At 31.0% G+C, this 20,325-nt stretch carries 20 protein-coding genes; 11 read left to right on the forward strand and 9 right to left on the reverse strand.

Annotation, left to right across the window (positions count from 1 at the left end):
* Positions 1-194 precede the first annotated feature (194 nt).
* The 5 genes from VP91_RS06450 to VP91_RS06470 all read right to left on the reverse strand — a co-directional run bounded on the left by VP91_RS06450 (position 195) and on the right by VP91_RS06470 (position 5,579).
* A complete protein-coding gene (locus VP91_RS06450) occupies positions 195-941 on the reverse strand; it encodes an SDR family NAD(P)-dependent oxidoreductase (RefSeq protein WP_169036624.1) in 747 nt (248 codons plus the stop codon).
* 4 nt (positions 942-945) lie between these two features.
* A complete protein-coding gene (locus VP91_RS06455) occupies positions 946-2,403 on the reverse strand; it encodes a cytosine permease (RefSeq protein WP_169036625.1) in 1,458 nt (485 codons plus the stop codon).
* A gap of 25 nt (positions 2,404-2,428) precedes the next feature.
* On the reverse strand, positions 2,429-3,763 hold the full coding sequence (locus tag VP91_RS06460) for a TRAP transporter large permease (RefSeq protein WP_211181520.1): 1,335 nt from the start codon (positions 3,761-3,763) through the stop codon (positions 2,429-2,431).
* On the reverse strand, positions 3,763-4,410 hold the full coding sequence (locus VP91_RS06465) for a TRAP transporter small permease subunit (RefSeq protein WP_169036626.1): 648 nt from the start codon (positions 4,408-4,410) through the stop codon (positions 3,763-3,765). Before VP91_RS06465 ends, VP91_RS06460 begins: the two co-directional genes overlap by 1 nt.
* Before the next feature lie 71 nt (positions 4,411-4,481).
* On the reverse strand, positions 4,482-5,579 hold the full coding sequence (locus tag VP91_RS06470; protein WP_169036627.1) for a TRAP transporter substrate-binding protein: 1,098 nt from the start codon (positions 5,577-5,579) through the stop codon (positions 4,482-4,484).
* A gap of 153 nt (positions 5,580-5,732) precedes the next feature.
* Between VP91_RS06470 and VP91_RS06475 the strand changes: the two genes are divergently transcribed.
* The 6 genes from VP91_RS06475 to VP91_RS06500 are packed head-to-tail and all read left to right on the forward strand — an operon-like array spanning position 5,733 to position 11,389.
* Entirely contained in the window at positions 5,733-7,328 is a 1,596-nt protein-coding gene (locus tag VP91_RS06475; RefSeq protein WP_169036628.1) for a GMC family oxidoreductase, read from the forward strand.
* Positions 7,328-7,918 (forward strand): TerC family protein, encoded by a 591-nt coding sequence (locus tag VP91_RS06480; protein ID WP_169036629.1) that lies wholly within the window; start codon positions 7,328-7,330, stop codon positions 7,916-7,918. Before VP91_RS06475 ends, VP91_RS06480 begins: the two co-directional genes overlap by 1 nt.
* Positions 7,919-8,677, forward strand: coding sequence for an SDR family NAD(P)-dependent oxidoreductase (locus VP91_RS06485; RefSeq protein WP_169036630.1), 759 nt, complete (start codon positions 7,919-7,921; stop codon positions 8,675-8,677). It begins immediately after the preceding gene.
* On the forward strand, positions 8,677-9,462 hold the full coding sequence (locus VP91_RS06490) for a M23 family metallopeptidase (RefSeq protein ID WP_248289236.1): 786 nt from the start codon (positions 8,677-8,679) through the stop codon (positions 9,460-9,462). The genes VP91_RS06485 and VP91_RS06490 overlap by 1 nt, the downstream gene beginning before the upstream one ends.
* Positions 9,462-10,238 (forward strand): fumarylacetoacetate hydrolase, encoded by a 777-nt coding sequence (locus VP91_RS06495; protein WP_169036632.1) that lies wholly within the window; start codon positions 9,462-9,464, stop codon positions 10,236-10,238. Before VP91_RS06490 ends, VP91_RS06495 begins: the two co-directional genes overlap by 1 nt.
* A complete protein-coding gene (locus tag VP91_RS06500; protein ID WP_169036633.1) occupies positions 10,238-11,389 on the forward strand; it encodes a M24 family metallopeptidase in 1,152 nt (383 codons plus the stop codon). The genes VP91_RS06495 and VP91_RS06500 overlap by 1 nt, the downstream gene beginning before the upstream one ends.
* A 13-nt stretch (positions 11,390-11,402) precedes the next feature.
* Here VP91_RS06500 and VP91_RS06505 read toward each other — a convergent pair whose 3' ends face one another.
* Together VP91_RS06505 and xsc are read right to left on the reverse strand one after the other, a co-directional pair.
* On the reverse strand, positions 11,403-12,707 hold the full coding sequence (locus tag VP91_RS06505; RefSeq protein ID WP_169036634.1) for an NAD(P)/FAD-dependent oxidoreductase: 1,305 nt from the start codon (positions 12,705-12,707) through the stop codon (positions 11,403-11,405).
* A gap of 40 nt (positions 12,708-12,747) precedes the next feature.
* Positions 12,748-14,532, reverse strand: a complete 1,785-nt coding sequence (xsc, locus tag VP91_RS06510) for a sulfoacetaldehyde acetyltransferase (RefSeq protein WP_169036635.1) — start codon at positions 14,530-14,532, stop codon at positions 12,748-12,750.
* Positions 14,533-14,642: 110 nt separating this feature from the next.
* Between xsc and VP91_RS06515 the strand changes: the two genes are divergently transcribed.
* From VP91_RS06515 to VP91_RS06525, 3 genes are read left to right on the forward strand one after another with little or no spacing between them, the layout of a single operon-like run.
* A complete protein-coding gene (locus tag VP91_RS06515) occupies positions 14,643-14,927 on the forward strand; it encodes a UxaA family hydrolase (protein WP_169036636.1) in 285 nt (94 codons plus the stop codon).
* Positions 14,928-14,932: 5 nt separating this feature from the next.
* Entirely contained in the window at positions 14,933-16,099 is a 1,167-nt protein-coding gene (locus VP91_RS06520) for a UxaA family hydrolase (protein ID WP_169036637.1), read from the forward strand.
* On the forward strand, positions 16,092-17,198 hold the full coding sequence (locus tag VP91_RS06525) for a YeiH family protein (protein WP_320412070.1): 1,107 nt from the start codon (positions 16,092-16,094) through the stop codon (positions 17,196-17,198). Before VP91_RS06520 ends, VP91_RS06525 begins: the two co-directional genes overlap by 8 nt.
* Here VP91_RS06525 and VP91_RS06530 read toward each other — a convergent pair.
* Complete coding sequence (locus VP91_RS06530; protein WP_169036638.1) at positions 17,188-17,694, reverse strand: gamma carbonic anhydrase family protein; 507 nt, start codon at positions 17,692-17,694, stop codon at positions 17,188-17,190. The two genes, VP91_RS06525 and VP91_RS06530, sit on opposite strands and share 11 nt — an antisense overlap.
* A gap of 20 nt (positions 17,695-17,714) precedes the next feature.
* Here VP91_RS06530 and VP91_RS06535 point away from each other — a divergent pair, with 20 nt between their 5' ends.
* The gene (locus VP91_RS06535; RefSeq protein WP_169036639.1) at positions 17,715-18,269 is read left to right on the forward strand and encodes a thioredoxin family protein; all 555 of its coding nucleotides are present in this window, start codon (positions 17,715-17,717) and stop codon (positions 18,267-18,269) included.
* Positions 18,269-19,351 (forward strand): glycosyltransferase family 4 protein, encoded by a 1,083-nt coding sequence (locus tag VP91_RS06540; RefSeq protein WP_169036640.1) that lies wholly within the window; start codon positions 18,269-18,271, stop codon positions 19,349-19,351. Before VP91_RS06535 ends, VP91_RS06540 begins: the two co-directional genes overlap by 1 nt.
* Before the next feature lie 2 nt (positions 19,352-19,353).
* On the opposite strand, the gene VP91_RS06545 is transcribed toward VP91_RS06540, so the two are convergent.
* On the reverse strand, positions 19,354-20,295 hold the full coding sequence (locus tag VP91_RS06545) for a glycosyltransferase family 9 protein (protein ID WP_169036641.1): 942 nt from the start codon (positions 20,293-20,295) through the stop codon (positions 19,354-19,356).
* Positions 20,296-20,325 lie beyond the last annotated feature (30 nt).

Here is a 20,325-nt window from a genome sequence, read left to right on the forward strand (position 1 = left end):
GATGTATAGCTATTAATTATTAAAAAACAACATTTGAACATATTTTAAACATTCTAAGATCAGTATTGAAGATTATAAAAAAAAAATGAAATCAATTTCAATATTTTTTCTTCTAATTTATTGGTCAATAATTTTGTTGGCTCCCGTAATCTCTAAAGAAAATAAAATTGATATAAAAGCAATCAAAACAGTACTTAATAAGTAGATCTACCACCACTAATGTCAAAAACTGCAGCAGTTGAAAATGAATTTTCCTCTGATGAAAGCCAACAGATTAACGACGTGAATTCGTCTATTTCTAAAAATCTACCCCTTGGTACTTTTGAAAGCATTCTAGCTACGTGCTCTTTTGACATTTGATCTAAAATTCTAGTCTTAGCACCTGCTGGTGTCACTGCATTAACTGCAATATTTTTATCAGCCAATTCTTTGCCTAATGATTTAGTCAATCCAATGGCTCCTGCTTTAGCTGAGCTATAAGCGCTTGCATTTGCATTACCATCTTTTCCAGCAACAGAAGCAACATTAACAATTCTGCCATAATTATTTTTAATCATGTGGGGCACCACACATTTACAGCAATTAAAAGTTCCCATCAAATTAATTTGAACAATTTTATTCCACTCATCTACATCATAATTCCAAAGAGAAGATGTTGATCCAGTAATACCTGCGTTATTGATTAAAATATCAATATTTGAGGATTCTGCTATTTCATCCACAGTTTCTTTAACATTTTTAAAGTTGGAAACATCAACAACATTATATGAAAGATTTGGATTATCTATTATTTTGACAGCTTTTTCTAATTCTTTTTCATCAATATCCCAAATGATAGATTTTGCACCAGAGTTTAAAAAGCGTTTAGCAATATCCAGGCCAAAACCTTGTGCACCTCCTGTAATAATTGCTGTTTTATTCTTTAGGTCAAATTGATGCATAAGATTATTTAATAGCTAGCAAGTAGTAAGTCAATGAAGAGATAAAGGCACCAATAATCCAAGCGAAAGAATGGTAAGTCATTAAACTCTCGTTCCAAATTGTTGAAGCTGCAAAAATAAAACCTAAAACTAATGAATAGATTGCTTTGACATGCCAGCCATTAGTATAAAAATATAAACTATTATTTTCCAAAGAAAAAATATCTTTATTATCTAAATTTTTTTTTTTAATTAAATAATAATCAATAACCATAATTCCGAATAGAGGTCCAAAAAATGCAGCAAAAGTATCTATGAAAGCTAAAATTCCAATTTGACTTAAAAGAGGCAACCAAAAAATACCAATAACAAAACCTAAAATAGCAATAACGGCTGCTGAAGTTCTTAAATTGAGCTTCGTTGGCATAATGTTTAGTAGTATATTTTGTGTTGGGACGTAATTTGCTATTAAATTTGTAGATACTGATGAAAAAATTATAAAAAATAAAACTAATATGGTTAATTCTGTGTTGTCTATTTTTCCAATTATATCAGTTGGATTTGTCAAAATTCTTTCCATATTTTCTAAATTTTTATTCAAAAAAATATCAGCACCAATAACGATAAATACAGCAAAAAAAGAAAATAATAATAAATTTAGGATCAAACTTAAGTTTCCATTTTTTAATTCATTATCATTTTTAACATACCTGCTAAAATCACCAAAACTTACTATTACAATTGAATAATAAGCAAAAACTGTACCAGCTACTGTAACTAATGGAATTATATTATTTTTATCAAATAAATTATTAATTGAAAAAATATCTATAAAAGCTGAGAAAGTAACTTTAACATCATAAAGAAATACTGTTAAAAAAAATATAAACATTCCTAAATATACGGTTATTGCTGAAAACTTTATAATAGATCTATTAAATTGATGACTTTTACTAAACAAAAAAGCTTGTAAAAAAATAGCTACAAAGAACGCAACCCAATCAATAATATTTAATCCTAAAAGAAACATTAAAAAAAAATCATGACCTAAAAGATTACTATCGAAAGAAAAAATTAAGATTCTTATTAAAAAACTAATTAATCTAGATAAAAAATAAGTTTGTATACCAAACATAAAAATACCGACCAAACCTCTAAAGAAACCAAAGTATTTTGCTCCTTTAATTCCAAAAGAACTTCTTAAAATTACTGGAAATGGTAATCCATATTTTTGTGATGGTTTTCCAATTAGATTTGCGAAAAAATAAACAAGAATAGAGGCTATTAATGTACCTAACAAAACAACCAAAATATTTAATTCATAAACTAAATATAGTGATGCTATTAATGAAAATCCAATTACACTTTGAATGTTACATCCCCAATAACAAAATAAATCTTTCCAATCCCAATTTTTATCATTTGGATTTACTGAGACTAACTCCCAATTAATAAGGTTTTTTTTTGTTTTGATTTGATTCACATATTTAATATTAAACTAATAAATTCTACTGTCCATATAGATAGCTGGGGAGCCATAAGGCAATCTGAGGAAATACAATAATTAGAATTAATCCAATTACTTGAATTACCATAAATTGCATCATTCCATAATAAATATCTTTTAAATCCCATTCTGGAACAACACCTTTTAAGAAATAGGCTGATAAAGCGACCGGTGGTGATAGCCAGGCGGTTTGGAGATTTACTGCAACTAAAATTGCAAACCAAGTTAAGTTAAATCCTAAAGCCTCAACTAATGGTAAAATAATTGGAACAATAATCATAACGATAGGTACCCATTCTAAAGGCCAACCTAATAAAAAAATCATAGCCATTATCATTGCTAAAATTAAATATCTGTTCATTTCTAAGCTTAGTAAAAACTCAGTCAGAAGCATTGGGGTTCCTAACCTTGAAAAAACTGCTCCAAAAAAATTAGATGCTGCAACTAAAACCATTATCAAAGCAGAAATTTCTAAAGTTTTTACTAATGCATCTTGTAATTTTCTAAGAGTTAGTTTTCTATACGCTAATGCTAAAAGCAATGAACCCATTGCTCCACAACCAGCTGCTTCTGTCGGTGTTGCAAAGCCAAATAAAATACTTCCCAATGCAGCAAAAACTAGTGCAGCTGGTGGAACTAGGCCTAAAAAGAATTCAATCCAAACAGCTTTTATACTTGTTGCTCTTAATTCTGGAGGTAAAACTGGTCCTAAACTTGGATCAATCCAACATCTGATTGTTGTATAAGCAGCATAAAGAGTTGCTAATAAAATTCCTGGAATAATTGCAGCTGCAAATAAATCTGTAACAGGAATTTCCATAATAGGTCCCATTACGACCAACATAATACTTGGTGGAATTAAAATACCCAATGTACCACCTGCTGTAATTGTACCAGCAGCCAGCCTTACATTATAACCAGATTTATTCATAGATTTTGCCGCCATAATTCCTAGAATTGTAACTGAAGCACCAACAATTCCAGTTGCTGCAGCAAAAACTACTGAAACAAATAATACTGCGTAATATAAAGATCCTCTAACTTTAGCTAACATTAGTTGAAATGCTGAAAATAGCCTTTCCATCAAACCAGCTTGTTCCATCATAATTCCCATAAATACAAAGAGTGGTACGGCAGCTAAAGTTTGTTCAGTCATGACCATTGAAAACTGCAAGGTCATCAAATAAAATACTAATTTACCAAATCCTAGATAACCAAAGAAAAACCCTAAAAATATTAAGGTAAATGAAATTGGAAAGCCTACAAAAATAGAAAATAACATCACACCTATAAGGATAAACCCTAGAATAGCTGGGTCCATAAATTCTGCTAACATTACTCCTCTCCTCCCGGCCACTTACCTTTTGTGGCTGCCCAATAACTTTTAAATAACTCTGAAATACCTTGCACAATTAAAAATATTATTCCTAACCATAAACATGATTTGATTGGCCACATAAAAGGCATCCATGCTGTGTCCATTCCCTTCTCACCTCTCATGATAGATTCTTGTAAAAAAATCGTCGACATATAAAGAAATACGCTTAGACCTGGAAAATAAAATATCAAATATAACCAGAAATCAATTTTACCTTGGGTTTTAGTTTTAAAATTTCTGTATAAAAAGTCTGCCCTTATATGAACACCCTTAGACAATGCATAACCTGCTCCTAACATAAATAAAGCACCATATAAAAACCTACTCATGTCATATGCCCACATTGTTGGTGCATTAAATAGCTTTCTAGCTAAAACTTCATAAACCATTGCAAATATTAAAGGTATCGTAATCCAGCAGACTACATTACCAATATATTTATTAGCTAAATCAATTTTTGTAATAGTTAATGCCATCCATTTTGGCATATCTTTAGGCATTGGACCTGGTCCACCTCTTCTTTCAGCAATCATTTCATCTGAAATATCAAGCTTTATAGGATTAATTTCTTCTTTTGGTTTTTGGGAATCGTGATTTCTTGGCATAAATAAATTCTCTAAAAAAAAGAAGCGGACCGTTAAGCCCGCTTCAATTGTAATTATCTTTTATCTAGATACTACTTTAATGTTTCTGCGTGAGCCATTCCAAGCTTAGCATTTGACATTTGAGATCCAGACCAGAATGGTACAGCTATGTCAGCAAAGTCTTTTTGAGACTGCCATACTTTAGCAAAGAATGGGTTCTTAGCCGCATTTTTTTCTAAAGCTGCTTTTGCTGCAGCCATATATGCTGGGAAATAGTCAGCTGGAGTATCATGTAAAATTACACCATGTTTTCCAGTTAACTCAGCAAGAGCTTTTCCATTTTCATATATTCTGTAACTCATTGATTTTGATAGAGATGCATTCGCAGCAACTTCTAAAGCTTTTTTCTCAATTGCAGACATCTTTTTGTATTTAGAGCCTGTAATGTAGAAGTCAGCATTTACTACTACTTGGTGAAGACCTTGTAGGTAGTAATGTTTTAGAACTTTCTGAAAACCAAATGTCATATCCGGCTTAGGACAACACCATTCAGCAGCATCAATTGTTCCTGCTTCAAGAGCTGGTAGAATATCTCCACCACCCATAGCAACAGAAGCTACACCGATATCTTTATAAGTTTGTCCTGGAATTCCTGGAGGAGTTCTGAACTTGTACTTTCTAAAGTCAGCCATGCTATTGATTGGCTCTTTGAACCAACCCAATGCTTCAGGGCCTACTGGTTGTAACATAAAACCTTTAATGTCTCTTCCCATTTCAGTCCATAATTGGTCATAAAGCTCTTTACCACCACCATATTGGAACCAAGATAAAAATGCGATGTTATCTATACCAACACCTGCACCTGCTACTGGAGAACCAAATAACATTGCTGCTGGGTGATCGCCTGACCAATAGTGAGTCCAAGCAAAACCACAATCGATTAGTCCTTTATCAACTGCATCTAAAGTTTCTTTAACACCAACTACTGAACCAGCTGGCATAATTTCGAACTTAAGTGATCCCTGTGTTAGTTCAGTAACCGTGTCAGTGAAATCTTTTAACATTTTCACTTCATCAGCTTTTGCACTAATTACAGTTTGACACTTAAGAGTTTGTGCAGAATTTGCTCCTGAAACAGTCATAACTGTTAAAAGAAGAGTTCCTACTACTAATGATAAGATTTTTTTCATATTATATATTTCCCTCTTGTTGTGTTTTTTATAAAAAAGAAACCTTTTCAAATAAATAAATCTAAAACAAGAGCTAATATCTTAAATTCCCCCTCTATTAACACTGGTAACACTGGAATTTTAAATTTAACGCATTATAAATGTTCTAATCTAATGGAAAATTTTGATTATATTATACTTGGAGCAGGATCCGCAGGCTGTGTAATAGCTAATAGATTATCTGAAAATCCGAACCATAAAGTATTACTTTTAGAAGCTGGTGGGAAAGATAATAATCCATGGATCCATATTCCAGTTGGTTATTTTAAAACGATGCACAACCCTAATACTGATTGGTGTTATCGAACTGAGCCAGACAAAAGTATGAATAATATATCTATAAGATATCCAAGGGGGAAAACTTTAGGTGGAAGCTCATCAATCAATGGTCTTTTATATATAAGAGGACAACATCGAGATTATGATATTTGGAGACAATCAGGAAATACTGGTTGGGGATGGGATGATGTTTTGCCATATTTTATAAGAGCAGAAAACCAAGAAAGAGGCAAAAGTGAGTTTCATGGAGTAAATGGACCCTTATCCGTTTCTGATCAAAGAATACATCTTCCTCTTTTAGATGAGTTTCAAAATGCAGCAGAAGAATTTGGTATTCCTAAAACAAAAGATTTTAACACAGGTGATAATCATGGTTGTGGTTATTTTCAAGTTACTCAGAAAGATGGATTTAGATGTAGTACATCGGTTGGATATTTAAATCCAATTAAACATAGAAAAAATTTAAAGATTATTACAAAAGCACATATTAAAAAAATAAATTTTGATAACAGGACTGCTAAAGAGGTTGAGTTTTGGCATGATGATGAATTAAAAAAAGTAAAAGCGAATAGAGAAATCATTATATCTGCTGGAGCAATTGGTTCACCTCAAATTTTACAAGTATCAGGAATTGGTAATCTAGATAAACTAAAAAATCTAGGTATTGATTTGGTTCAAAATCTAAACGGGGTTGGAGAAAATCTACATGATCATTTAATGTTAAGACCAATTTATAAAGTACATGGACTTAAGTCTCTTAATAAGAAAATTAATAGTTTATTTGGTAATTTAATGATTGGGTTAGAATATGTATTTAATCGTAGCGGTCCAATGACAATGGGTGCTAGCCAACTTTGTATGTTTGCTAAAAGCGATCCCTCTTTAGAGCTTCCTGATTTACAATGGCACGTTCAACCGATGAGTATGGATACCTTAGGTGCAACTAAAAATCATGATTTTCATGCATTCACCCCTACTGTTTCAAATATTAGACCCACAAGTAGAGGTCACGTAAGTATAGTTGATAAAGACTCAAGAACTTATGCAAAAATTAAACAAAATTATTTATCAACTGATCATGACAGAATGGTTGCAGCAAAAGGGCTTAAGCTAACAAGAAAAATTATATTAGAATCAGAAACATTTAAGAAATATACACCTGAAGAGTATAGACCAGGGATAAATATTAATGATGATGAAGAGTTAGTTAAAGAAGCATCAAACTATGCACAAACTATTTTTCACCCTGTTGGAACTTGCAAAATGGGTCAAGATGATATGGCAGTAGTTGATGAAAAATTAAAAGTTAGAGGTATTAAAAATTTAAGAGTAATTGATGCTTCTATTATGCCTAGCATCACATCAGGTAATACAAACGCCCCAACAATAATGATTGCAGAAAAAGGTGCGGATATGATATTAAACAGCTAATGTTTTCAGAATTATTTGGAGCTGAACAGCTCGTTATTTTAAGCCAAATTATTTTTATAGACTTAGTATTAGCAGGTGATAATGCAATTATTATTGGAATGGTTGCTTCTAAATTTCCAGCAGAACAAAGAAAAAAAGTGATCTTTTGGGGAATTGGTGGTGCAGTTATTTTAAGAATTATCTTAACCATGTTAACTGCCTATTTATTACAAATAACAGGATTAAGATTGATAGGTGGATTACTTCTTCTTTATATAGTCTACAAACTCTATATAGATGTGATTAAAGGTCAGTCAGATAATGAGGACATTAAAGTAGATAATTCAAGTTTTATGAAAGCTATATGGACAGTTTTGCTTGCTGATTTTACAATGAGTCTTGATAATGTTTTGGGTGTGGCTGGTGCTGCAGGTGACCACTATGTATTATTAATATTTGGTTTGGCTTTATCGATAATTCTTATGGCAACAGCTGCTACCGTAATATCAAGATGGATTAATGAATACAAATGGATAGCCTGGATTGGTTTAATTGCAATATTAGTTGTAGCAATAGAATTGATCTATACTGATTTAAAAATATTTATTTAAATGTACTTACAAAAAATAAACCTTAAAAACAAATATGCATTAGTTACTGGTGCTGGCAAAGGACTTGGAAGAGCTTGCTCAATTGCACTTGCTGAAGCTGGAGCAATAGTGATTGCATTAAGTAGAACGAAATCTGACCTTGATAAGCTAGAAAAAGAAATAAAAAAAATCAAAGGTAAGGTTGTTAAAATTAATTGTGATATAATGAACTATAATGATTTAAAAAATAAACTAGATAAAATTAAAATCATAGATATTTTAGTTAATAACGCTGGAACAAATATTCCAGAACCTTTTGAAAAAGTTAAACAAGAGAGTATGAACTACTTAGTAGACTTAAACCTTAAAGCAGCTTTTAATGTTGCTCAATTAGTCGTTAAAAAAATGCTAAAGAATAAAAAAAGAGGTGGATCAATTATTAATATGTCTTCTCAACTTGGTCATGTTGGAATGGCAGGTAGAAATGTTTATAATATGACAAAATTTGGTATTGAGGGTTTAACAAAAGGCATGGGTGTGGAGCTTGCAAAAAAAAACATTAGAGTAAATACAGTAGCCCCTACTTTTGTTGCTACACCAATGGTCAAAAGATTTTTTAAGAATAAAGATTTTAAAAAACTAGCCCTAGGTAACATACCAATGAAAAAGCTTGCAACAGAAAGTGATATTGCAACAAGTGTTTGTTTTTTAGCTTCTTCTGCCTCATCAATGATTACAGGAACATCTATAATAATAGATGGTGGTTGGACAGCTCAATAATGTTTAGATTGCTGATTATCATAGCAATTTTTTTTTCAACTCAATCTTTTGCATTAGAATTCCAGGGGAAATTTATTCAAGGTCATTTCATCATTGGAAAAACTGACCCTGGTAATTCAGTTTTATTAGATAAAAAAAGAATTAAAATTTCAAAGGATGGTTATTTTGCTTTTGGTATTGGAAAAGATAGAAAATTAGACATTACAATAACTGAAAATAATAAAAATATTGTAAAAAAGATTAAAAAGAGAAAATACGATATTCAAAGAATTGAAGGATTGCCTAAAAAAAAAGTTACACCACCAGAAGAATTTTATGCAAGAATAAAAAAAGAAAATAAATTAATAGCTGATGCAAGAGAGATTGAGAGTGACTTACAGTTTTTTAGAGAAAAGTTTATTTTGCCAGTTGATGATGCAATAATTACTGGCGTTTATGGTAGTCAAAGAATTTTAAATGGAATACCTAAATGGCCACACTATGGTTTAGATTTTGCCCAAAAAAAAGGTACTCCTATTAAAGCAATGAATAGTGGTATTGTTACTTTAGCAGAAAAAGATTTATTTTATACGGGTGCTACTTTAATATTTGATCATGGTCATGGAATTTCTACTCTATACATGCATATGGATAAAATTTTTGTAAATGTAGGTGATCATGTTAAAAAAGGAGATATTATTGCAACTGTTGGTTCATCAGGTAGATCAACTGGACCTCATCTTGATGTAAGGCTTAATTGGTTTGGTGCTAGACTAGATCCTGCAACTATATTAAACATTCAATAGTGAAAAAAACCTTATTAGAAAAAACAGCAGATAAATTAGTTAATGCATTTGTTAATAATAAGATAATTGCTCCTCTTCCCTCAAAATATACAAAAAAACTAAGTGAAGCTGAAAAATTAAGAAAACTTTGTGAAAGTAAAATTTCTGACCCAATAATAGGATTTAAAGCTGCAGGGACTGGAATTCCTTTAATTAAAAAATTAAAAGAAAAAGAACCATTTTATGCTTCAGTTTACAAAAGAAATTTTTTAAAAAATGGAAAAAAAGTAAAAATTAACAAATCTACTTTAGGTATTGAGCTAGAGGTTTGTTATTTAGTTAAAAAAAATTTCTTCTTATCCAAAGGATCAATTACAATGAAAAATATTCCAAAATTTATTTCTCATATGGCTCCTTGTATTGAAGTAGTAGGTTATAGGCAAAGAAAAAAAGGAATTACATCATTTGGTGATTTGTGTAGTGATTTTGGTGCAAATGTTAAGTTTTTAATTGGACAAAAGAAAAAGTACAAAAAAATTAAAATTGGAAACCTCAAAACAGTTATTTCAAATAAAAAAGTAAATCAAAGTGTTTCTGGCAACACAAATACAGTTTATATAAACCCTTTAAATTCACTTCGTTTTGTACTTAACAAACTCAAAAAAGATAAAATTAATCTCAATAAAGATTTCTATGTTTTTACTGGTTCTACAGTTGGTGTTGTGCCAATTATGGGTAAAGGTCTTTACACAGGAAAAATAGATAAATTGGGATCAGCAAAAGCTATTATTTATTAATGGCATTACATTTTACCAAGGAAGAGTTTCAAAAAAGAAAATCTAATATTTTGAAATCTATGAAGGAGCAAAATTTAGATGCTCTTCTAATGTTTAGACAAGAGTCTATGTACTGGCTTACTGGATATGATACTTTTGGTTATGTTTTTTTTCAAACTTTAGTATTAGATCAAAAGGGAAATATTATTCTTTTAACTAGAGCACCTGATTTAAGACAGGCTCAAAATACTTCAAACATTGAAGATATTAGAATTTGGGTTGATAAAGATAATTCTAATCCAACAAATAACCTCAAGTTGATTTTAGATGAGTTAAGTTTAAAAGGTAAAAAAATTGGTATCGAATATGAAGCTTATGGAATGACTGGTCGCAATGCTTTAAGATTAAATAAATCTTTAGAAAATTATTGTGAAATTGAAGATCAATCAGAGTTAATTACAAAACATAGAGTTATTAAATCTAATGAAGAAATTATTTATATAAAAAGGGCTGCAGAATTAGCTGACAAGGCTCTAGATGAGGCTTGGAAATATACAAAAGCTGGTCAAAGTGAAGCAAAAATTTTAGCAGAAATGCAAAGAGTTGTTTTAGAAGGTGGTGGTGATTATCCAGCTAATGAATATATAATAGGATCAGGTCACAATGCTTTACTTTGTAGATATCAGGCAGAAAAAAGAATTTTATCTAATACCGACCAACTAAGCATTGAGTGGGCAGGAGCTTTTAGACACTACCATTCAGCAATGTTTAGAACAATACCAATAGGTAAAGCAGATCCAAAACACATAAAAATGCATGAAGCATGCCTTGAAGCTTTAACTAATTGTGAAAAAAATCTTGTTACTGGCAAAACTGCTGGGGATGTTTTTGACATACATGCAAAAACATTTGATGATTTGGGTTTTAATGCAGCTAGAATGAATGCATGTGGTTACTCTCTAGGTTCAACCTTTTCCCCAAATTGGATGGACTGGCCAATGCTATACACCGGCAATCCTTATGTCATCACACCAGGCAACGTCTTCTTTATGCACATGATACTAATGGACTCAGAAAATCAATTAGCTATGAATCTAGGAGAAACTTATCTAGTAACTGAAAATGGTAATGAAAGATTAGGTAAACAAAAACTTGATTTAGTAGTTCTTTAAAATTTACTATTTTTTAAATTTCATTTTTTGCTCTAAAACGTTCATAAATTAACCTACTTTTAATCCCAATATCTAAGAATGGTTGAGGAAGAAGCCAAGTTGGTTTGTGTCTTGTCTCTATAGTTTCAATTTCTTTAGTATGCTCATTACTTGCTTTTATTGCAATTTGTTCACCAAATAAAGTTCCAACTCCTATGCCTGAACCATTATAGCAACCTGCAACAAATACATTGGTGTCAATTTTCTCAAAAATTTGAGAACTATTTCTTGTTCTTGAGACAATTCCAGACCATGATGATTGAATAATGTCATCTGGCAGTTGAGGAAATCTTTTTTTTATACCTATTTTTTGTTTAAAAGATCTTTTGTCTAAATCCATTTTAGACATTTTTAAAGGGTTATGCACTTCTGCTGTATTTCTTATTAAGATCCTCTTATCTTTTGTCATTCTGATAGTTGCTCCCATTGGTCTTACTGGTAAAACTCCCCATTCTTTTGGTTCCCCAATAGATTTAAATTCTTCATTTGATAAAGATCTTGTCATGCTTGCAGTTAAAGTAAGTGGAAAATTGTAATTCTTTTTAATACCTAAAGATTTTAAAAATCCATTTGTTGCAAAAATAATTTTCTGTGAATGAATTGTTCCATTTTTGAAATAACACTTAACTTTATCATTGGTTGCCTCCCATTTTAATAATGAAGTATTTTCAAATAATTGTACGTTTTCAGGTAATGTGTCAATCATTGCTCTTACTAATTTACCTGGATGTAATAAAATTCCTCCTTTGGTATTAAGGGCTATATTATAAAAACTTGTTCCTAATCTTTTTTTAAGTTCACTATTAAAAAACAAATTATGTTCAAAACCTAATTTTGTTAGAGTTTCTGAAAAATTTGTTAATATTCTTTCATCATTAGCATTTGATGAGGCAAAAAACTTACCACACTCATTCCAATCACAGTCAACTTGATATTCTTTTATAAATTTTTTAACAACTTGAATTCCTAGTTCATAAATATTTGCTTTTTTTTTGTAGTTTTCTAATTCTTTATTTGATGTGAAGCCGTCATTAAGTGTTGTATCAACCAGATATCCTGAGTTTCTAGAACTTGCTCCCTCACCTGCTAATTGTGCATCTATCAAGATTATCTTTTGATTGGGATGTAATTGACCTAATTTTCTTGCAGCAGACAAACCTGTATAACCAGCACCAATTATTATCCAGTCGCAGTTCTCATCAGACTGTATAGATTTTACATCATTTCTTGGAACAAGATCATTAATCCAGCTACAGCTATTATCATTTACTACTTCCATGTAGCAAGATTATTATAACATTTGACCTATTAAAAGATATTTAAGAAACCAAAGAAGGTTGCTTGATCATGTCTTCTTTTTTGATTCCTGCAACTTTAACTGGTCTTTTCATAGCATCTCTTCTGAAAGGCTCTCCCAGTTCTTGGTTAAGAATTACTTCAATAAATGTTGTAATTCCTTTCTTTTGATCTTCACATGATTGTTTGATTGCAGCTGTTGTCTCTTCCATAGTGCGGACTGTAACACCCTTTAAACCACAGGCATCAGCAACTTTTGCATAACTTAATTCTGGATCAAGTTCTGTTCCAACAAAATTATCATCAAACCATAAAGTAGTATTTCTTTTTTCAGCGCCCCATTGGTAGTTTCTAAAAATTACCATTGAAATTGCTGGCCATTCTTCTCTAGCACATGAGCTCATTTCGTTCATACTAATACCGAATGCACCATCACCTGCAAAACCAATTACCGGTGTATCAGGACATCCAATTTTTGCTCCAAGAATTGCTGGAAAACCATAACCACAAGGACCAAATAAGCCTGGTGCTAAATATTTTCTACCTTTTTCAAATGTAGGGTAAGCATTTCCAATTGCACAATTATTTCCAATATCACTTGAGATAATTACGTCATCAGGCATTCCTGCTTGAATTCCTCTCCATGCTTCTCTAGGAGACATTCTATCTGCATCTCTTTTTCTAGCTTCTGCGTTCCAAACTGTACCTTCATCATCATCTTCATGATCAAGACTTGATAGCTCTTGTAACCAAGCAGATTTAGTTTGGTGGATGGTATTTTTTCTCTCTTCTCTATTTTTGTCTCCTGCTGTTGAAGTGAGTTGAGCTAAAATTTGTTGAGATACCAATTTTGCATCCCCACAAATACCAACTGATACTTTTTTAGTTAAACCAATTCTATCTGAGTTCATATCAACTTGAATAATACTTGCATCTTTTGGCCAGTAGTCCATTCCATAACCCGGTAAAGTTGAGAAAGGGTTTAATCTTGTACCAAGTGCAAGAACAACATCTGCTTTCTTAATTAATTCCATTCCAGCTTTTGATCCATTATATCCTAATGGTCCAGCAGCTAATGGATGGCTTCCTGGGAAACTATCATTATGCTGATATCCTGAACAAACTGGGGCATCTAGTTTTTCAGCTAATTTTTTACAATCTTCAATCGCTCCACCAATCACAACACCAGCACCAGATAATATTACCGGAAACTTAGCGTTTGATAATAAGTCAGCTGCCTTTTTAATTGCATCAACTCCACCTGCTTGTCTTTCCAATCTAACAATTGGGGGAAGATCAATATCAATTACTTGTGTCCAATAATCTCTTGGAACATTTATTTGTGCAGGAGCTGACCCCCTAATAGCTTTTTCAATTACTCTATTTAATACTTCTGCCATTCTTGAAGGATCTCTAACTTCTTCTTGGTAGCAAACCATATCTTTAAATAGATTCATTTGTTCTACTTCTTGAAAACCACCTTGGCCCATTGTTTTATTTGCAGCTTGTGGTGTTACTAATAATAATGGTGTGTGGTTCCAGTATGCAGTTTTTATTGGTGTTACAAGACCAGTTATTCCTGGACCATTTTGTGCAATTACCATTGACATTTTACCAGTAGATCTTGTGTAACCATCTGCAATTAATCCACCATTTGTTTCATGAGCAACGTCCCAAAAAGTAATTCCAGCATCTGGAAAAATATCTGAAATAGGCATAAAGGCTGAACCAATAATTCCAAACGCATGTTCAATTCCGTGCATCTGTAAAACTTTTACAAAAGCTTCCTCTGTTGTCATTTTAGTCATAATAATTAAGCCTTTCCGTCTATATTGTTAAAATTCTATAAATAATTTGTTAAATTAAAAGATTAATATATAAGAATTATAAAATTTCAAACAAACAAATCGACACAATTATGACCACAGATATTATTATTCACGATGAAAAAGATAACGTAGGAGTTGTCGTTATTGACAAAATTGCTCCAAAACAAGATTGTGCATGCTGGATTATGGAAAATGATAAGACAGTCCAAATTCAATCAATAGATGAAATTCAATTGGGACATAAAATTGCAATGGTTGACCTTAGTGAAGGTGATACTATTTTAAAATATGGTCATGATATCGGAAAAGTAGTTAAATCAATAAAAAAAGGTGAGCACGTTCATGTTCACAATGTAAAAACTAAGAAGTGGTAAAAAATATGGAAATTCCAAAAAGTTTTTTAGGTTATAAAAGAGAAAATGGCAGAGCTGGTACTAGAAATCATGTAATTATTCTTCCAGTAGATGATATTTCAAATGCATGTGCTGAAGCTGTAGCTAATAATATTAAGGGTACTATTGCACTTCCGCACTCTTATGGAAGACTTCAATTTGGAGCAGATTTAGAATTACATTTTAGAACGATGATTGGAACAGGAAGTAACCCAAATGTTGCAGCTGTTATAGTTATTGGAATTGAACCAAAATGGACAAAGAAAATAGTTGATGGAATTGCCAAAACAGGAAAGCCAGTTGAAGGTTTCCATATTGAGCGTACTGGAGATATTGGTACTGTTATGAAAGCTTCTAAAAAGGCTCAAGAATTTGTAATGTGGGCATCCGAAAAACAAAGGGAAGAATGTCCTCTAAGTGATTTATGGATTTCAGTTAAGTGTGGTGAGTCAGATACAACATCTGGATTAGCAGCAAATCCTACTGTTGGAAATTTAATGGATAAATTAGAACCAATGGGTGTTCATTTATGTTTTGGAGAAACTTCAGAACTAACTGGCGCTGAAAATGTTTGTGCTAAAAGAGGTGCTACACCAGAAGCCTCAGAAAAATTTATGAAAACATGGAATTCATATAATGATTTTATACTTAAAGAAGCAACTGACGATCTTTCAGAAAGTCAACCTACAGCTGGAAATATTGCAGGTGGTCTTACAACAATAGAGGAAAAGGCATTTGGTAACTTTCAAAAAATTGGTTCATGTAAATTTATTGATGTACTAGAGCCAGCAGAAGAACCAACTAAAGGTAAGGGCTTATACTTTATGGATACATCCTCAGCAGCAGCTGAATGTGTAACACTTCAGGCAGCAGCTGGATTCAATATTCACCTATTTCCTACTGGTCAAGGTAATATTGTGGGGAACCCAATAGAACCTGTAGTTAAGCTAACTGCTAACCCGTTAACTGTTAAAGGCATGGGTGAACATATTGACTGCGATGTGTCAAAAATACTATCTCGTCAAATGAATATGTCTGAAGCGGGGGATGAATTAATCAAAACAACTCTTAGAGTTGCTAATGGAAGGTTAACTTGTGCTGAAGCCTTGGGTCATAAAGAGTTTGTTATGACAAAGCTTTACAGAAGTGCTTAAAGATAATTTTTATAAATCAACGCTATTTAAAAAATACATGGTCATAGTACCAGGTATAACTTTAGCTTTTGTTCTCTACTCCCTTTCTCAAGGCCTAAATAACATTATTGGTATTGAGTTATTAGGTTATAGTAAAAGTCCTATATCTACAGCTATGATTGCAATCATAGTAGGTATTACTCTTGGAAATATATTTCAAATAAGAAAAGGTTTTTTACTTGGAATAGATTTTACTCAAAAATATATTTTAAAACTTGGAATAATATGCCTTGGAATTCAGCTAAAGCCATTTGAATTTTTAAAATTTGGTACAATCGCTATTCCATTAATCATTATCTGCATAATAAGTGTATTAATTATAGTCAAATTACTTATCAAAAAATTAAAGATTTCAACAAGGATGGCTTATTTAATTTCAATTGGAAGTACAGTTTGTGGAACAACTGCTATAATGGCAACTGCACCAGTTATAAAAGCAAGTAAAGGTGAGATTGCATATGCTATAGCAAACATGACTGTCTTTGGAATAATCTCAATGCTTATATATCCATATTTTGCAAATATTTATTTTGATGGCGATCCTTTGTTTGTTGGATTATTTCTAGGAACAGCTATTCATGAAACATCTCAAGTTGCAGCTGCAGGATTAATTTATGATCAACAATTTAATAGTCCTGAAACTTTAAATATTGCAACTGTTACGAAATTAATTAGAAATACCTTTTTAGTAATTATGATTCCTCTATTCGCTATTTTATATAATAGAAATACAACAAATAATAAAAGCTATTCTATAACTAGTATATTTCCTTATTTTGTTTTAGGTTTTATAGGAATGATTATCTTTCGAAATATAGGAGATCAATTTTTTTTAAATGAGAGCTCAGAACAAATTTGGCAAAGCTCAATATCCAATATTAAAGATTCAGCTAAAATATTTTTAAGCATGGCCATGGCTGCAGTGGGGCTATCAACTAATTTAAAAGACATAAAATCAATGGGCTATAAACCCTTTATAGTAGGATTTATTGCAATGATAACAGTAGGTTTAGTTAGTATTACAACAATGCAAGTATTCACTAAAATTTTTATATCTTAGAATATTTTTTCCAGTTTTCTTGATAGTGCATGGCATTTTTTGTAATTGATTTTGACTCTTCATCTGAAACTTGACGCACAATTTTACCAGGAGATCCAATAACTAAAGAATTGTCAGGTATAACTTTATTTTCTGTTATAAGAGCATTTGCACCTACGATACAATTTTTACCAACCTTTGCACCATTTAAAATAACTGCTCCTATTCCGATTAAAGAATTATTTCCAATAGTACATCCATGAAGCATCACTAAATGACCTATGGTTACGTCTTTTCCAATTTTTAATGGGTATCCGGGGTCAGTGTGCAAAACACTCCCATCTTGAATATTTGAACCTTCACCAACATAAATATTTTCAACATCACCTCTTAAAGTAACATTAAACCAAATACTGGTATTTTTTTCTAAAGTAACATCTCCAATAATAGATGCATTAGAAGCAGACCAATTTTTACCTAAATTTTTTACTTTTTTATCTTCCAAATCATAAAACATAACTTATATATTATTATAACATGCCGATAAAAACTCCAATATGTGATTTTGGACAAGCAGCTAAAAGCTTTGAATTAAAATCAACTAATAATGAAATTATTAATTTAAATGATGTTAGAGGGGAAAATGGAACATTAATAATGTTTATTTGTAATCATTGCCCTTACGTTGTTGCAGTAATCAAAGATATTATTGAAGATTATAAAAATTTAAAAGAATTGGGTATTAAAGCGGTAGCAATATGTCCTAATGATTCAATTAATTACCCTGACGACTCGTTTGACAAAATGATAAAATTTCATAAGGATAATAGTTTTAATTTTCCCTACTTAATTGACGAAACTCAAGAAATTGCAAAAAGTTATGGCGCTGTGTGTACTCCAGATTTTTTTGGTTATAACAAAAACTTAGAGCTTCAATATAGAGGGCGGATTAGAGAATTAAAAGATTTAAAACCAATAAAAAAAGATGAAAGTGATTTATTTAAAGCTATGAAACAAATAGCTAAAACTGGCAACGGTCCTAAAAATCAAATTCCAAGCATGGGTTGTGGAATAAAATGGTTGGATAACTGATGTATCTAGTAGTCACAAGATCTTTTCCACCAGAAATTGGTGGTATGCAAAATTTAATGTGGGGTCTTGCAAATGAACTTTCTAAAAACTACATGATAAAAGTTTTTGCTGATTATAATAACAATCATAAAATTTTTGATGAAAAAGTTTCTTTTTCAATTGAGCGTGTAGGTGGAATGAAACTTCTTAGAAAATATAGAAAAGCACAACTAATTAATGAATATATAAAAGAGAATAAAGTTGAAGGGATTATTGCAGATCATTGGAAAAGTCTAGAACATCTTAAAACAAATAAAAAAAAGATATGTTTAATTCATGGAAAAGAAATTAATCATGAGAAAGGAACTTTACTTAATAAAAGAATGTTAGAAGTTTTAAATAACATTGAAATAATAATTGCTAACTCACAATATACTAAAGATTTAGCTATTAAGCTGGGTGTTAAGGAGAATAGAATAATAGTTATAAATCCTGGGATAGATGAGGCTCAAGAATTAAATAAGAAAACTTCAGGCAAAGTTGAAAGTTTATTAAAACATAAATCACCAAGATTAATTACTGTTTCAAGATTTGATAAAAGAAAAAATCATGAAAAAATAATAATGGCTCTTCGAAATTTAAAACAAATTTACCCAGGCATTGTCTATATTTGTGTAGGTTATGGTGAAGAGGAAAAAAATATTAAAAAACTAGTATCTGAATTAGGTTTGCAGCCTCAAGTAATGTTTTTTAAAGATATTTCTAATGAGTTAAAAAACGCCTTGGTTGACAAATCAAATATTTTTGTAATGCCATCAACTGTTCACAAAAAATCTGTAGAAGGTTTTGGTATTGCTTATGTTGAGGCTGCTCAATATGGCGTTCCTTCTCTAGGTGGAAGAGATGGTGGAGCTGCGGATGCGATTGAGCATAAAAAAACTGGATTAATTTGTGATGGAAATAGTTTGGACGATATTTATTCATCTATTAATTCAATGTTAGAAAATAAAAAATACATTGAATATGGCAAAGCTGCTAAAGAACAGTCTAATAAATTTAAATGGAATAAAATTATTGAAGAATATAAAAAAATTCTTAGTTAAATTTAAGAAATTGAATTAGACAATCTTTCAAACACTTTTTCTGCACTTAATTTATTTAGATCATCAACTTGTATTGCTTTAAAGTTTTCTCTTTCAATACTAACTTTAAAGGCTGTTGTATGTTTACCAAATAAAGCTAATCCTTTGGCATTTAAATGAGCTGCCATGTGGGCTGGACCTGTGTCATTTGCAATAACAAAGGAACTGTCTTTGATTAAAGAAGATAATTGTGCAATATCTAAAATTTTTTCACTATCTAGTATTGATAGTGCATTAATATCTTTAGCATCTTTAATCTCTGAAGGGCCTGGAGCTACAACTACTTTAAATTTACTGTTGTATTTATTTTTAATTAGTTCAATTAGCTTATTATAATAAGGCCATTTTTTAATTTGTAAATGGGCTGAACAAAAAGGAAAAAGAACTATATATTTTTCTAAATCATAGTTTCTTTTAATACTATCTATATTTCCACAAGCCCAACTAAAATTAGGCTTCATAGTGTTTGATGTATTGAGACTAGATGTTTTTAGCTGATGATCAAACCTATCTAGAACAGGGTTTTTATCAAATTCTACTTTGGTTATGTTTGTAGGTAATGTTGTCTCAGAGCTAGACCATTTATCAAATTTTGATTTTGGAAATAAAATATTTTTATAAAAAACTGTCCTTGATGAGTTTTGAAGGTCATATATTTTTTTAAAATTTAAGTTTTTTAATTTTCTTGTAAGTTGATAAAGATAAATAAGATTAAATTTGGATAATCTTTTGTCTAAAATGGTGTTGTGAATAAATGGATTTTTTTTAAATAATTCAAAATAAGGCTTCGTAGTTAACAAGTGTATCTGATCTTCCTTATGATTTTCAGAAATATCTTGAATTGCACCACTAGCTTGCGCTATATCTCCAAGTGAACCGTGTTTAATAATTAAAATATTAGACATAATTTTAACAAGTTAACATACTATAAATTT

It is taken from the genome of Candidatus Pelagibacter communis, from assembly GCF_012932795.1.
GTDB lineage: Bacteria > Pseudomonadota > Alphaproteobacteria > Pelagibacterales > Pelagibacteraceae > Pelagibacter > Pelagibacter ubique_S.